12 protein-coding genes are annotated in these 15,024 nt (G+C 69.3%); 7 read left to right on the forward strand and 5 right to left on the reverse strand.

Annotation, left to right across the window (positions count from 1 at the left end; genetic code table 11):
- On the reverse strand, window positions 1-972 hold the full coding sequence (locus tag ADBZ6K_RS13360) for an alpha/beta hydrolase (RefSeq protein ID WP_526347562.1): 972 nt from the start codon (window positions 970-972) through the stop codon (window positions 1-3).
- 224 nt (window positions 973-1,196) lie between these two features.
- Here ADBZ6K_RS13360 and mqo point away from each other — a divergent pair, with 224 nt between their 5' ends.
- From mqo to ADBZ6K_RS13395, 7 genes are read left to right on the forward strand one after another with little or no spacing between them, the layout of a single operon-like run.
- Window positions 1,197-2,747, forward strand: coding sequence for a malate dehydrogenase (quinone) (gene mqo, locus ADBZ6K_RS13365; RefSeq protein ID WP_526347362.1), 1,551 nt, complete (start codon window positions 1,197-1,199; stop codon window positions 2,745-2,747).
- 13 nt (window positions 2,748-2,760) lie between these two features.
- Window positions 2,761-3,228, forward strand: a complete 468-nt coding sequence (locus ADBZ6K_RS13370; protein WP_526347364.1) for a GNAT family N-acetyltransferase — start codon at window positions 2,761-2,763, stop codon at window positions 3,226-3,228.
- Window positions 3,225-5,117: a magnesium chelatase subunit D family protein gene (locus ADBZ6K_RS13375; protein ID WP_526347366.1), complete on the forward strand. Its 1,893-nt coding sequence runs from the start codon at window positions 3,225-3,227 to the stop codon at window positions 5,115-5,117. Before ADBZ6K_RS13370 ends, ADBZ6K_RS13375 begins: the two co-directional genes overlap by 4 nt.
- A gap of 10 nt (window positions 5,118-5,127) precedes the next feature.
- On the forward strand, window positions 5,128-5,742 hold the full coding sequence (gene cobO, locus ADBZ6K_RS13380; RefSeq protein ID WP_526347368.1) for a cob(I)yrinic acid a,c-diamide adenosyltransferase: 615 nt from the start codon (window positions 5,128-5,130) through the stop codon (window positions 5,740-5,742).
- Between the two features lie 34 nt (window positions 5,743-5,776).
- Window positions 5,777-7,144 (forward strand): cobyrinic acid a,c-diamide synthase CobB, encoded by a 1,368-nt coding sequence (locus ADBZ6K_RS13385; protein WP_526347370.1) that lies wholly within the window; start codon window positions 5,777-5,779, stop codon window positions 7,142-7,144.
- Window positions 7,145-7,166: 22 nt separating this feature from the next.
- Window positions 7,167-8,402 carry a uroporphyrinogen-III C-methyltransferase gene (gene cobA, locus ADBZ6K_RS13390; RefSeq protein ID WP_526347564.1) on the forward strand — a complete coding sequence of 412 codons (1,236 nt, stop codon included), beginning with the start codon at window positions 7,167-7,169 and terminating at the stop codon, window positions 8,400-8,402.
- 33 nt (window positions 8,403-8,435) lie between these two features.
- Window positions 8,436-10,016, forward strand: coding sequence for an MFS transporter (locus tag ADBZ6K_RS13395; RefSeq protein WP_526347372.1), 1,581 nt, complete (start codon window positions 8,436-8,438; stop codon window positions 10,014-10,016).
- Between the two features lie 121 nt (window positions 10,017-10,137).
- Here the strand turns inward: ADBZ6K_RS13395 and ADBZ6K_RS13400 are convergent, their stop codons facing one another.
- The 4 genes from ADBZ6K_RS13400 to ADBZ6K_RS13415 are packed head-to-tail and all read right to left on the reverse strand — an operon-like array spanning window position 10,138 to window position 15,024.
- Window positions 10,138-10,581 carry a PleD family two-component system response regulator gene (locus ADBZ6K_RS13400; RefSeq protein ID WP_526347374.1) on the reverse strand — a complete coding sequence of 148 codons (444 nt, stop codon included), beginning with the start codon at window positions 10,579-10,581 and terminating at the stop codon, window positions 10,138-10,140.
- 20 nt (window positions 10,582-10,601) lie between these two features.
- Complete coding sequence (locus ADBZ6K_RS13405) at window positions 10,602-12,803, reverse strand: sensor histidine kinase (RefSeq protein WP_526347376.1); 2,202 nt, start codon at window positions 12,801-12,803, stop codon at window positions 10,602-10,604.
- The gene (locus tag ADBZ6K_RS13410; protein ID WP_526347378.1) at window positions 12,800-13,972 is read right to left on the reverse strand and encodes a hypothetical protein; all 1,173 of its coding nucleotides are present in this window, start codon (window positions 13,970-13,972) and stop codon (window positions 12,800-12,802) included. The genes ADBZ6K_RS13405 and ADBZ6K_RS13410 overlap by 4 nt, the downstream gene beginning before the upstream one ends.
- Complete coding sequence (locus ADBZ6K_RS13415) at window positions 13,969-15,024, reverse strand: hypothetical protein (RefSeq protein ID WP_526347380.1); 1,056 nt, start codon at window positions 15,022-15,024, stop codon at window positions 13,969-13,971. Before ADBZ6K_RS13415 ends, ADBZ6K_RS13410 begins: the two co-directional genes overlap by 4 nt.

Raw genomic sequence — 15,024 nt, forward strand, 5'->3', positions numbered from 1 at the left:
TCATCTCCGTTCGATTCGGGTCTGCGTGCCGGTGTTCAGCCAATCGACGTACCAATCCAACCAGCGGTCGAGTTCGCGGTATGCGGCGCGCCGCGGTTCGGCCAGTGACAGGAACACGTCGTGTTTGGCGTCGGCGATCGGCACCAGGGTGGTCCGGTTGCCGATGCAGCCCGCCCAGCGCGCGATCTGGGTGACGTCGAGCACCGCATCGCCACGCTGCAGCGCAGCGCCATCGGCGCTTTCGCTCACACTGTGATCTGAGCGGAGTATGAGATTGGGCACACCGACGTCGAGGCCGCGATGCAGCCGGGCCTGACCCCGGCGGATCGCGTTCAGCCAGCCGAAGGTGACCGGGAAACCGCCGATCGGTTTCCACTCCAGGTTGTATTCGAACTCGCCGTAGAAGTCGCGGTGCAACGTGGAGCCGTAACCGCCCTCCGGAACGGGGGCGCGCACCACCAGCCGCTTGCGGATCCGAGAGACCGTCCCGATGGCCGCGGACGCGCCCGCGGTGCGCAACACCGCGGGTCCGTGCAGGTCCAGCCACGGGCTGTTGAGCACAAGTCCGCTGATGTGCTGCGCGGCGCTGCGTCGGTTGCGCCGCACCCGGTCCAGCCACAACGACACGATCAGGCCGCCCGCGGAGTGTCCGTAGATCAGAACGGGCGGTTGACCGCTCTCGGAGGCGATGATCTCGACGGCCCGCTCCAGTTCGGTGTCGTAGCGGGCCAGGTCGGTGGTGAAGTGCGGGGTCTGGCCCTCGCGCCGCGAGCGTCCGCATTTGTGCAGGTCCAGTGCGTATACGGCGAACTCGCGGTCGCCGAAATGGTCGGCCAGCTCGGTGTGGAAGAAGTAGTCGGTGAATCCGTGCACCACCAGCACCGCGCGGGTCGCCCGCGGTTCGGGGTCGCCGCGCCGGACGAGGGTGGCCTCGAGTGCGCCCTCACCGTCCGGATCGGGGCCCAGCGCCATGGTGTGCCGCCAGTAGCCGGGCAGCACATCGGGCTCCCACCCAGGCTCCCAAGGCGTCACACCCGTCACTTTATCGGTTCACCCGCGGGCGTTCCGGTGTCCGTGATACGAGCCGGACTACGGTCGGCACGTTGGCTCCGTCACCCTCGGGATAACCTTGTGCTTCAGTAGCCGTAGGTAAGCCGTGCTGACGGACCGCGCGACCACGAAGGACCAACGATCCGGTGTCTGAGCCTCAGGTAGCCAATATCAAAAGCGACGTAGTGCTTATCGGAGCCGGCGTCATGAGTGCCACCCTGGGGGCACTGCTGCGGCTGCTGGAGCCGGACTGGACGATCACGATGGTGGAGCGTCTCGACGGCGCCGCCGCCGAGAGCAGCGACCCGTGGAACAACGCGGGCACCGGTCACTCCGCGCTGTGCGAGCTCAACTACACGCCCCAGCGCAAGGACGGCACGATCGACATCGCCAAGGCCGTCAACGTCAACGAGCAGTTCCAGGTGTCGCGGCAGTTCTGGGCGTACGCCGTGGAGAACGGGGTGCTGCCCGACGTCCGCAGCTTCCTCAACCCCATCCCGCACGTCAGTTTCGTGCACGGTGAGGGCACGTCCGACTACCTCAAACGCCGCCGCGACACGCTCGCAGCCAACCCACTGTTCGCCACCATGGAGTACATCGACGACAAGGACGAGTTCGCCCGCCGCCTGCCGCTGATGGCCGAGAAGCGCGACTTCTCCGAACCGGTCGCGCTGAACTGGACACAGGACGGCACCGACGTCGACTTCGGTTCGCTGTCACGTCAGCTGATCGCCTACACCGCCGGGCGCGGCATGGACACCCTGTTCGGGCACGAGGTGACCGACCTCGACAAGCAGTCCGACGGTTGGACGGTCAAGTGCGTCAACCGCCGCACCGGTCTCAAGCGCAAGATCCAGACCCGGTTCGTCTTCGTCGGCGCGGGCGGCGGGGCGCTGGCGCTGCTGCAGAAGTCGGGGATCGCGGAGGTCAAGGGATTCGGCGGCTTCCCGGTCGGAGGACAGTTCCTGCGCACCGGCAATCCGAAGCTGACGGCGGCCCACCAGGCCAAGGTGTACGGCGCGCCGCCGCTGGGTGCGCCTCCGATGTCGGTACCCCACCTGGACACCCGCGTGGTCAATGGGAAGTCGGCGCTGCTGTTCGGGCCGTTCGCCGGCTGGTCGCCGAAGTTCCTCAAGCAGGGCAAGGTCACCGATCTGCCGTTCTCGGTAAAACCCGACAACCTGGCGTCGATGCTGGGCGTGGGCCTCTCCGAGATGGGGCTGGTCAAGTATCTGGTCGGCCAGCTGGCGCTCAGCGAGGCCGCCCGTGTCGACGCGCTGCGTGAATTCGCCCCCAGCGCAGTCGATTCGGACTGGGAGATCGAGGTCGCCGGCCAGCGGGTGCAGGTCATCCGGCGCAAGGGCAAGGGCGGCGTGCTCGAGTTCGGCACCACCGTCATCGCCGCCGCCGACGGCAGCATCGCCGGACTGCTCGGCGCGTCACCCGGGGCGTCGACGGCGGTGCCCGCCATGCTCGACGTGATGGAGCGTTGCTTCGGGGACCGCTATCAGTCCTGGCTGCCCAAGCTCAAGGAGATGGTGCCGTCGCTGGGCACAGCGCTGTCGAACGAGCCCGCGTTGTTCAGCGAAGTCTGGGACTGGGGCACCAAGGTGCTGCGGCTGGACGCACCGGCGAACGGCGTCCCTGCGACTCGGGAATCCACGGCTGGGACGGCTCATATCGCCGAGACGTCCTGACGGTTTCTTGCCTATGACGGTCTCATTGCGACGTAGCTGGGCGAAGGATCTCGATGCCGCGACGCTCTACGAATTGCTGAAGTTGCGAATCGAGGTGTTCGTCGTCGAGCAGGCCACGCCTTACCCGGAGCTCGACGGTCGCGACCTGCTGGCCGAGACGCGGCACTTCTGGCTGGAAGGCGATGACGGCGAAGTCATCACGACGCTGCGATTGATGGAGGAACATCCCGGCGGGGAGAAGGAGTTCCGCATCGGGCGGGTCTGCACCAAACGGTCCGCTCGTGGGCAAGGCCACGCCGCGCGGCTGCTGCGGGCGGCGCTGGCCGAGGTGGGCAACTACCCGTGCCGGGTGAACGCGCAGACCTACCTGGCCGACATGTACGCAATCCTCGGATTCACCCCTGACGGCGACGAATTCCTCGACGACGGGATACCGCATGTGCCGATGGTGCGCCGCGCAGGTGACGGCGAGCAGCGGTGACACCCGGCTACCCGTTCAGCGCCATCGTCGGCCACGATCGGCTTCGGCTCGCGCTGGTGCTGTGCGCGGTGCGGCCCGACATCGGCGGGGTGCTGATCCGTGGCGAGAAGGGCACCGCGAAGTCCACCGCGGTGCGCGCGCTGGCCCAGGTGCTGGCCGCCGTCGACAACGCCCGGCTGGTCGAGCTGCCGATCGGCGCGACGGAGGACCGCGTCGTCGGTTCGCTGGACCTGCAGAAGGTGCTGCGCGACGGTGAGCACGCCTTCTCACCCGGCCTGTTGGCCAGGGCGCACGGCGGGGTGCTCTACGTCGACGAGGTCAACCTGCTGCACGACCATCTGGTGGATGTGCTGTTGGATGCCGCGGCGATGGGCCGGGTGCACGTCGAACGCGACGGCATCTCGCACTCTCACGACGCCCGGTTCGTGCTGATCGGCACCATGAACCCGGAGGAGGGCGAGCTTCGGCCCCAGCTGCTGGACCGGTTCGGCCTCACCGTCGACGTGCACGCCTCCCGCGACATCGACGTCCGCGCCGAGGTCATCCGCCAGCGGATGGCCTATGAAGCCGACCCGGCCGGGTTCGCGTCCCGCTACGCCGCCGACGACGCCGAACTCGGCCGCCGCATCGCGGCGGCGCGCGCGCTGCTCGTAGGCGTCGAATTGCCGGACGGCGAGTTGCGTCGCATCGCCGCGTTGTGCGCGGCGTTCGACGTGGACGGGATGCGCGCGGACCTCGTCGTCGCGCGCACAGCGGTCGCCCATGCGGCCTGGCGCGCATCCGAAAGTCGCGCGGGCGCAACGATTTCCGTCACCGAGCAGGACATCCGGGTGGCCGCAGAGCTGGCCCTGCCGCACCGGCGCCGCCGCGACCCCTTCGACGATCCCGGGCTGGACCCCGAGCGACTCGACGACGCGCTGAAGCAGGCGGGCGACGCCACCGAAGCGCCTGACGAGCCCGAGCCCGACCCCGATCCGCCAGGCGGGGGATCGAGCCTTGAATCCGACAGCACCGGCGGTGCTGTCCCAGCTGTCCCAGCTGTCCCACAACGTAATTCGTCATCCCAGACGCGCCAGAGCGCACCGCCGTCGGCGCTGTTTCGGACCAAATCACTGGTGGTGCCCGGGGTCGGCGCGGGCGCGCCCGGCCGGCGGTCGCGGGCGCGCAACCGCACCGGCACCGTCGTGTCGGCCACCGCGCAACCGGAGTCGGGCCATGGCGTGCACGTGTTCGGCACCCTGTTGGCCTCGGCCGCGCGGCAGCGGGTACCGGGCAGGCCGCGACCCGGTATCGACGATGTGCGCCGCGCGGTGCGCGAAGGCCGTGAGGGAAACCTGGTGATCTTCGTGGTCGACGCGTCGGGATCGATGGCCGCGCGGGACAGGATGTCGGCGGTCACCGGTGCCACGCTGTCGCTGCTGCGGGACGCGTACCAGCGCCGCGACAAGGTCGCCGTCATCACGTTCCGCCAGGACCAGGCGCGGCTGCTGCTGCCGCCGACGTCGTCGGTGTATATCGCCAGCCGCAGGCTGGCCCGCTTCGACACCGGCGGCAAAACCCCGCTGGCCCACGGTCTGCAGGCCGCCCGCGATGTCGTCGTCCGGGAGAAGGTCAGGGACCGGGCGCGCCGAAGCCTGGTGGTGGTACTGACGGACGGGCGCGCGACCGGTGGCCCCGATCCGCTCGGCCGCACGCGGGTGGCGGCCGCCCGGCTCGTCGCCGAGGGTGCGGCCGCGGTCGTGGTGGACTGCGAAACGTCGTATGTGCGTTTGGGATTGGCTACGCAGCTGGCCGAACAGCTTGCGGCGCCGTCGATCCAGTTGGCGGCGCTGCGGGCCGACGATCTGACCGCGCTGGTCCGGTCGCAGGCCGACCGCGGCGCTGCGTGAGGGCCCGCCGATGCCGAAGGGTCAACCGCTCATCGTCCCCGAAGACGGGCTGACCACCCGCGCCCGCCGCAACGCACCGTTGCTGGCCGTCCACACTGGTGCCGGCAAGGGGAAGTCGACCGCGGCGTTCGGAATGGCGCTGCGGGCGTGGAATCAGGGATTCGACATCGCGGTGTTCCAGTTCGTCAAGAGCGCCAAGTGGAAGGTGGGCGAGGAGGCCGCCTTCCGCGAACTCGGCAGGTTGTACGACGAGCGCGGGGTCGGTGGCCCCGTCGAGTGGCACAAGATGGGTGCGGGCTGGTCGTGGTCGCGCAAGCACGGCACCGACGTGGACCACGCCGCGGCCGCCGCCGACGGCTGGGCCGAGATCGCCGACCGGCTGGTGGCGCAGCGCCACGATTTCTATGTGCTCGACGAGTTCACCTATCCGCTCAAATGGGGCTGGGTCGACGTGGAGGACGTCATCGCGACGTTGACGGCCCGCCCGGGCGCTCAGCATGTGGTGATCACCGGCCGCGACGCGCCGCCCGCACTGCTCGACGCCGCCGACCTGGTCACCGAGATGACGAAGATCAAGCACCCGATGGATGCGGGCCGTAAGGGCCAGAGGGGAATCGAGTGGTGACCCGTTGGCCGGGCGCGATTGCGAGGGTGGCCGGGTGAGCGCGCCCGCCGTGGTCATCGCCGCGCCCGCATCGGGCAGCGGAAAGACCACCGTGGCGACCGGTTTGATGGGTGCACTGCGGCGCGCGGGCAACGCCGTCGCCCCGTTCAAGGTCGGGCCCGATTTCATCGATCCGGGCTACCACGCGCTGGCGTCGGGCAGACCCGGCCGCAACCTCGATCCGGTGATGGTCGGCGAGGAGCTCATCGGCCCGCTGTACCGGCACGGCAGCGCGGGCGCCGACATCGCGGTGGTCGAGGGTGTGATGGGTCTGTTCGACGGGCGCATCGAACCCGGCGGCGGCGGCACCGCACGGGGATCCACCGCACACGTCGCGGCGCTGCTTGGCGCCGCCGTGATCCTCGTCGTCGACGCGCGCGGCCAGAGCCACAGCATCGCGGCGCTGCTGCACGGGTTCTCGACGTTCGACCCGTCGGTTCGCATCGCGGGTGTCATCCTCAACCGGGTCGGCACGCCGCGCCACGAGGATGTGCTGCGCCAGGCGTGCGCGCACGCGGGTGTGCCCGTCCTCGGTGCGCTGCCGCGCACCGACGTCCTCAGCGTGCCGTCGCGCCATCTCGGGCTCATCACGGCCGTCGAATACGGGGACCGGGCCCGCGTCGCGATCGAGGCGATGACGGACCTCGTCCGACGTCATGTCGACCTCGCCGGTGTGCTGGCGGCGGCGGGGGGACGCGTGACAGCGGCGCCCTGGGATCCGACAGCCACCGAACCCGTGCCGCGCCAGGTGACGGTCGCGATGGCCGCGGGCCCGGCCTTCAGCTTCGGCTATGCCGAGCACGCCGAACTGCTGCATTCGGCAGGCGCCGATGTCGTCGCCTTCGACCCGCTCGTCGATGCCCTGCCCCCCGGGACCGGTGCCGTCGTGCTGCCCGGCGGATTCCCCGAACAGTTCGCGGCCGAGTTGTCCGCCAATGACGGTGTGCGCCGCCAGATCGGCGCATTGGCGGGGGCGGGCGCGCCGGTGCACGCGGAATGCGCGGGACTCACCTATCTCGTCGACGACCTCGACGGCCACCCGATGTGCGGGGTGCTGTCGGGATCTGCCCGGTTCACCGAACGGCTCACCCTCGGCTACCGCGAGGCGATCGCGGTGGCCGACTCGCCGCTGCACACCGTGGGTGAGCGCGCCGTCGGACACGAGTTCCACCGCACCACGGTGGAGTTCACCAAGGTCTACCCGCCTGCCTGGGTCTTCCGCGGTGCCGACGGGAACGTCGTCGAGGACGGCGCCGTCCACGGCGGCGTGCACGCCGGTTATGTCCACACCCACCCGGCGGCGCACCCGCAAGCGGTGGCCCGCTTCGTGAGCGCCGCCGCAGCCTCTAAGCTCGCCGGGTGAGGAGCGGACGCGAGCAACCATGATGTCATCGGAGCCATCGGGGACATCGGGGACATCGGGAACATCGGAGAACGCGTACCTGGTCGGCCTCCGGCTATCGGGCAGGAAGGTCGTGGTCGTCGGGGGAGGCTCCGTCGCACAGCGCCGGCTGCCCCTGCTCATCGCCAGCGGCGCCGACGTTCACGTCATCACCCGCGCCGCGACCCCGGTGGTGGAGGCGATCGCCGGCCTCACCCTCACCCTGCGGGACTACCGCGAGGGGGATCTGACGGGCGCCTGGTACGCCATCGCCGCCACCGACGACCCCGATGTGAACGCCGCCGTCGTCGCCGAGGCGGAATCCAGGGCCATCTTCTGCGTCCGGGCCGACGCCGCCCGCGAGGGCAGCGCCGTCACGCCCGCGTCGTTCGACTACGAGGGTCTGTCGGTCGGTGTGCTGGCCGGGGGTGAGCACCGCCGGTCTGCCGCCATCCGATCCGCGATCCACGAGGCGCTGCAGCGCGGCGTCATCACTGCCGAGGCCGCGGTGACCACGCAACCCGGCGTGGCCCTGGTCGGCGGCGGCCCCGGGGATCCCGAACTGATCACCGTGCGCGGCCGCCGGCTGCTGGCGCAGGCCGACGTCGTGGTCGCCGACCGGTTGGCGCCGCAGGAGCTGCTCGCCGAACTGGCGCCCCACGTCGAGGTCATCGATGCCGCCAAGATCCCCTACGGCCGGGCGATGGCGCAGGACGCGATCAATCAGGTGCTCATCGACCGGGCCCGGGAGGGCAAGTTCGTGGTGCGGCTGAAGGGCGGCGATCCGTTCGTGTTCGCGCGCGGATACGAAGAGGTGCTCGCGTGTGTGGATGCCGGTGTTTCGGTCACCGTCGTGCCGGGTGTGACAAGTGCCATAGCGGTGCCCGCGCTCGCAGGCGTTCCGGTCACCCATCGCGCCGTCACGCATGAGTTTGTGGTGGTCAGCGGCCACGTGGCGCCCGGTCACCCCGAATCGTTAGTGAATTGGAATGCGCTGGCCGCGATGTCGGGGACGATCGTGTTGCTGATGGCCGTCGAGCGGGTCGAACTCTTCACCCAGGCGCTGCTCGATGGGGGACGACCTGCGGATACGCCGGTGCTCGTCGTACAGCACGGGACGACATCGGCCGAGCGAAGTTTGCGGGCAACCCTGCGGGACGCGCCGGAGGCGATCCGATCCGAGGGAATCCGGCCGCCCGCGATCATCGTCATCGGGCCGGTGGCGGCCTTCGGCGGTTAAAGGATTCTTAAGAGTACTGTAAGGTAACTCGCTATGACCGCTCTCAACGACGCGGAGCGAGCCGCTATGTATCGAGACGCCGCAGGCGGAGCGAACGGTTCGCTTCCGGGGCGCGTGGACCGCCCGTCGGTGCCGCGGAATGGCAGGTTCCCCGACTGGCTTCCCTCCCGGCGGTTCATCGCCGCGGTGGTCGCGATCGGCGGCATGCAGTTGCTGGCCACGATGGACAGCACCGTCGCAATCGTCGCGCTCCCCAAGATCCAGGACGAACTCAGTCTGTCGGACGCCGGCCGGAGCTGGGTGATCACCGCCTACGTTCTGACCTTCGGCGGGTTGATGCTGCTGGGTGGACGCCTCGGCGACACCATCGGTCGCAAACGCACCTTCATCGTCGGCGTCGCGCTGTTCACCATCGCCTCGATCCTGTGCGGGGCCGCGTGGGATGAGGCGACGCTGGTGATCGCCAGGTTGCTGCAGGGTGTCGGCGCCGCCATCGCTTCTCCGACCGGGCTGGCCCTGGTCGCGACCACGTTCCCGAAGGGCCCCGCCCGCAACGCGGCAACCGCCGTTTTCGGTGCGATGACCGCCGTCGGTTCGGTGATGGGCCTGGTCGTCGGCGGTGCGCTCACCGAACTGTCGTGGCGGCTGGCGTTCCTGGTCAACGTGCCGATCGGCGTGTTGATGATCTATCTGGCGACCACCACGCTGCGCGAGACGCACCGGGAGCGGATGAAGCTCGACGCCACCGGCGCCATCCTGGCCACCGTGGGCTGCACGGCCGCGGTGTTCGGGTTCTCGATGGGGCCGGAGCACGGCTGGCTGTCGCCGGTCACCCTGGGCTCGGGGCTGGCCGCGATGGTGGCCCTGCTCGCGTTCGTCATGGTCGAGCGCACAGCCGAGAACCCCGTCGTGCCCTTCGATCTGTTCCGCGACCGCAACCGGGTGGCGACGTTCGCGGCCATCTTCCTGGCCGGCGGCGTGCTCTTCACGCTGACCGTGCTGATCGGCCTGTACGTGCAGGACATCATGGGTTACAGCGCGCTGCGCGCCGGTATCGGCTTCATCCCGTTCGTCATCGCGATGGGCATCGGTCTTGGCGTGTCGTCGCAGCTGGTGTCGAACCTTCCGCCGCGGGTGATGGTGATCATCGGCGGCGTGCTGGTGCTCGGCGCGATGATCTACGGCTCCACGCTCAATCGCGGCATCCCTTACTTCCCGAATCTCGTGATCCCGATCGTGGTCGGTGGTATCGGTATCGGGCTGATCGTCGTGCCGCTGATGCTGTCGGCGATCGCGGGCGTCGGGTTCGACCGAATCGGCCCCGTCTCGGCGATCGCGCTCATGCTGCAGAATCTGGGCGGTCCTGTTGTGCTCGCGATCATTCAGGCCGTCATCACCTCGCGCACCCTGTATCTGGGTGGCACCACCGGCCCGGTGAAGAACATGAATGACGCCCAGCTCGCCGCGCTCGACGCCGGCTACACCTACGGGCTGCTGTGGGTCGCCGCAGTGGCGCTGATGGTCGGAGCGGTGGCGCTGTTCATCGGGTACTCCTCGCAGCAGGTGGCGCATGCGCAGGAGGTCAAAGACGCGATGGACGCCGGAGAGCTTTAGCTCGACATTGGGCCCGGAGAGCTTTAGCTCGACATTGGGCCCGGAGAGCTTTAGCTCGACATTGGGCCCGGAGAGCTTTAGCTCGACATTGGGCGGGGGAGAGCGGGCGCGCGCGGCGCAGTCAGCCGATCAGGTCACGAACCTTGCGGAGCAGCACCTCGACGTCGCCGCTCTTGCCCACGTAGCCGCTGTTCGCCGGCAGCGCCTGGTTGTCGCGCTCCAGGTCGCTGCGTTCGAGGATCGTGTACAAGATCACGGGGACCTTGCGTAGCCTCTCGTCCGCCTGTAGGAGATTCGCGCAGCGCAGCCCGGCGCGGTAGTAGCCGCCCTCGGCAACCTCGGGCGGCGGCGCCGGCGCGTTCGGTGCCGGCAACGTCCAGCGCAGCATCACGTCCAGCAGCACCAGGTCGGGAGGCGATTCCCGCATCGTCGTGAGATGCTCGCGGAACTGGTACTCCGAGCTGAGGGTCGTCACCTCGGCGTCGGCGAAGGTCAGTTTCAGGCGGTCCTCCAGCGGACCCTTCTGCAAGTGGTCGTCCTCGACGATCACGAAATGTGGTGCCACGGGAGCCTCCTCGAACTCGGCTAGGACATGGGCAAGATCAGGGCGACGGTGAGGGACTCGCCGGCGGGCTCGAGCTCGACTCGCCCCTTCATCGACTTCATGAGATGGTCCACGATCCACAGACCGATGCCGGAGCCTTCGCCGGTCAGTCTGCGCGCGGCCTCGCCCCGCCAGTTGCGCTCCAGACAGCGCGGTCGGTCGTCCAACGGCAGCGGTACGCCGGTGCTGGCGACCTTGATCGCGAACTGCGGGCCCGTCACCGCGGCCGTCACGATCACTTCGGTCTCGGGGTAGCTGTACTTGTCGGCATTGTCGAGCAGGTTGCCGACGCACTGCTGCAGGAACGAGCTGTCGGCCTGCACGCATTGCCGGCCCAGGCCGTCCACCGAGGCCCGGTCCACGGTGAAACGCCGGTGCAGATCGGGGTCGCTCAGGATCTGGCAGTCAGCCGCGGCCGCGATCAGCATCCGCTGCAGATCGCCGCTGCCGAGCAGTTCGGTCCGCGGGTTCGGCAGTCGACCCTTGCTGAGCGTGGCGAACACGCCCGCGGACATGGCGACCCGACTGGCCTTGCGGCACAGCCCGCGGGCCGCCTCGAGCTCGCGCTGGGTCTTGCTGTCGAACCGCCCGCGACGCAGCACCAGATCTGTCCGATCGGTGGCTGCCCGCAGCGGGCTGACGAGCTGGTGCTTGAGATCCTCCATCGCCCCGGCCTGCTCGGCGAGGTTCGCCTTCAGCTCGCGCTGCGCCGCCTTCAGCTCGTCCATGGTGTGCGCAAGATGGCCGTAGAGGCCGAGCTGGTCGCTGAGGATGTCATAGACCTGCGCGGAATTCGGCGGCGGCACAGCCCCCGGCCCCTCGGCGGCCAACGCGCCGTACGCCTGGTGCCCGACGCAGATCGGCGTGCTCACGATCCAGCCGCTGTCCGACCCGTCGCCGACTTGCGGGGATGTGCCGTCCGTCGTTCGCTGGGTCCGCGACAGGTACGCCGTCTCGGCCTGAGCGCGTGCGGCCGGGCTGACGTCATGACATTCGCCGACGCAGGCCAGGGCCGACGACGGCCGCTCTCCCCGCCCGCTCACGGCTGGTGGGCGGCCCCTCGGCGCGATGTAGACAGCGCTGGCGGTCGCGGCGGGGACGACACTGTTGGCGACCCGCAGGGCTGCGGCGACAACGTCGGCCTGACGGTCCGTGGCCGCCCCGCCCCGCCGCAGCGCGTCTGCCAGCGTCTTGTTGAAGTCGGTGATGCCGTCCGCCAAATGCCGCCAGGACTCGTTCTCCTCGAAGATCGCTCGACGGTTCAGCCAGTTCTCCCAGTAGCGCGCGAGCTGCGCCGCGACCGGCCTCAGCAGGGAGCGTTCGGAGTGGGTGAAGTAGGCGGGCGGTCCGGGCACCGGCCTGCAACCGAGCACTCCCCAGACGTGGTTGCCGTTGATCAGTGGCTCCGAGATCCCCACCGCATCCGGCTTCGGGGAAGGCCGGCGCGCCTCGGTCGCGTCGACCGCTGCCCAGTCGGACCGGCGCTCGGTCGGGCCGCCGACCGCGTACCCGCGGAGCACGTCGAGCTCGCGCTCCCGCAGGTCGAGGGAGATCTGCGCACCGTGCAGCGCCTCGCTCAACTTGGCGCACACCTGGTCGAAGTAGTCGAGCAGTTCCTCGCGGGTCAGCGGCTGACTGGCGGAGGCGAGATCGGCCTGGTGGAGGATGTCGTCGGATGCGTTGACCAGGGCCAGCGTCCGGCGTTCCCGGATCACCGTGAAGACCTCCGGCAGGATCGTGAGCAACTCGGTGGCGGTATCGAAGGCGGCACCCGACAGCTCGCCGGCGCCACACAACGTCACCACTCCTCGGGAGCCGTCGGCATAGTCCACCGGGAGTGCACCGTCCACGCTCAAGCTCATCAGCGAAACTCCGACGCGCTTCGGGAGCGCCAGCGTCCGCCGCAGGTCCGCCTCCCGGGTCACCTGGTCGGGTCGCAGCGTCGTCTCGTTCAGCCTCGGCCCGCCCGCATGCCGCCAGGCGGCGAGCACGCAGAGCTCGCCGGCGTCGTCGGAGGACTGCGGGGACTCCCAGAGGACAGTTCCGCGCGAACCCGTCGCGCGACCGATCAGTTCGGCAGCGTCGGCGACCGAACCCGGCGGGTCTCCGAGCGCGATCTGGCTCAGGCGTCGGAGCCAGTAATGCAGCGGCGGTTTGGCGGTCGCTACGGAGAGCGCGCTCATCCTACGGTGACCTCGGCGAGCCGAAGCAGCGCGCTGCACCGTCGATCCGAGCGCCCGATCAGGCTGGTGTCGTCGCGGGCGCCGTACTCGGCGATCTGCTGCAGCGTGTGCACCGCGGAGCCGATGAGCGCGTTATCGCTGCCGTATGGGCACTGGATCAGATCCTGCTCCAGCCAAGACGCATGGCTGCGGAGCTGATCGGCCGTGTCGGGCGCGGCGACCGCCTCGGTGAGTGTGCCCAGCAGGCGGCTCTTGCTCGCGCGGTACTCGAAGTGTCGGGGCAGCAGCTCCAACAGCTCGGTGTAGACGACTACGTGACGGCAACCCGCGGGCAGCACGTCCAGCTCCTCGAACAGCCCCGGCGACGGTGCGCGGTCGCCGCCGATGCCCTCCACCACCGGGATCAGCCCGTCCAGACCGGTGACGGGGCTCTTGCGGACCTCTGCCCGTACCCGGTGAATCGCCGTGGTGGCGACCAGACGACCCGGCGCTGCCCAGTCCGAGGTCGGCACGGCCAGCGCCAGCACCAGATCGACGAACCGCCCCACCAGGCCGGACATCAGCTGGAGGTCGACGTCGCGAGCACGGACCTGCAGTCGTCTCGCGGACGCGACGATGTCGCGCGGGTCCGGGTCCTGCCCGTACAGACCCTGTTTGGTCAGGCAGGCTACCGCTTCGGCGACCTGCAGGCGGGTCAGCGTGACCGCGTCGACGTCCAGGTTTTCCAGGACCAGGCTGCCCGGCGCGATCTCGACCTTCCACCACACGCGGGGCGTCGAGGACATGCCCGCTGCCGCCTGCTGCAGAGCGTTCGTCGTGGCCATCAACTGCAGCCGGCGCTCCTCGTACGGGCGCTGGTCGTCCCAGCTCAACAGCGACTCCTCCGCGTAACGTAGCCGGGTCTCGGCCAGATCGTCGGTTGGCCGGAAGCGGGGCCGCGCGACGGACGTCTGTTCGGAGGCGCCGAGGGCGCGGCTGCGGCGGCGCAGCCCTTTCTGGTCGATGACTCGCCACCGGTCATCCGCCTCCCCGACCCGCTGGACACAACTCGAAGCCTCGGTGAGGACGGCGACGATGACGTCGTGCGGTTCGTCGCAGAATGCAGCGACCTGGTCGAGGTCGAACTCTCGCAGCGCCGCGGCTGCCGAGAGCACCCGCGACGCGGTCATGTCGCGACCGCTGCCGCGAGCAGAGCCTCGGTGTCACGGTCTGCGTCCCACATCCTCAAGGCGTTCTCCAGGTCGGGCGGCATCGGGTCGCTCAACTTGGTGACGAACACCTCTTTCTCGACCAGTGGTCGATCCACCTGGTTCAACCTGACCGCCAACCACGACACAGTTGCCTTGGCCTCGTCGGCATCACAGCCGACCTCGCATTCGAACCAGGTGCGCAGGGTCTCCGCGCCGGCGTGCCCCAACCGGCGAGCCCGACCCGCTGCGGTCCCGTGCTTGACCAGGAGATCGCGCAGCTTCTGCGCGTGCATCCGAGCCGCCTGTGACAGACCCGGGTCGATTCCGCTGGCCCACATGTCGAGGTAGTAGTAGGCCGCCCAGTCCATCAACCCTTCGGCGAAGACGGAGTCGTTCTTTACCAGGTCCTGCTTGGCGGCAACGTGACAGACGAGCTCGTGGACCAACAGGCTGGGCACCGCGGCGTAGGCCGCCGGGCCGAATTCGTCGCAGCAGATCAGCAACTGAACCGCGGCGATGTCGGCGTCTCCCGACGAGGGCGTGCACATGGCGGTGACGACGTACGGATCATCTTTGGGCGTGGCGCTTCGGGGATGGCCGAGGATGTGCGCGAGCCCCAGCGTCGGCGGGCGCCACCCCTCACCGTAGATCACCCGGGCACGGTCGTTGATCCGCTCGAACATGCGCCGGAACGGGTCGGTGGCGCAGGCGTCGTGAGCCAACGCGCGGGCCGCCGTCAACAACTCGCGGACGTCATCCTCAAGCTGGGCCATTCCCAATCTGTTAGTGAGCACGGCATCCCACGCGGCGACCACCCGCCTCACGGTCTCCTCGTCGTCGAGGTCGCAGGCGGCGCAATCGGCGACGTGCATCGCCAGGTCGATGAACGCACCCTGGACCGGTCCTCCCTGCTCGAGCAGGTCGCCGAGGGCCACCAGCCGCGTACGCAACGCGTGGTAGATCGCTCCCTTGGCCAAGATGTTGCGCCAGCGAACAGGTTCCAGCTCGGCGTACGGCGTCGGAATCGTCAT

This window comes from Mycobacterium sp., from assembly GCF_044223235.1.
Lineage (GTDB): Bacteria > Actinomycetota > Actinomycetes > Mycobacteriales > Mycobacteriaceae > Mycobacterium.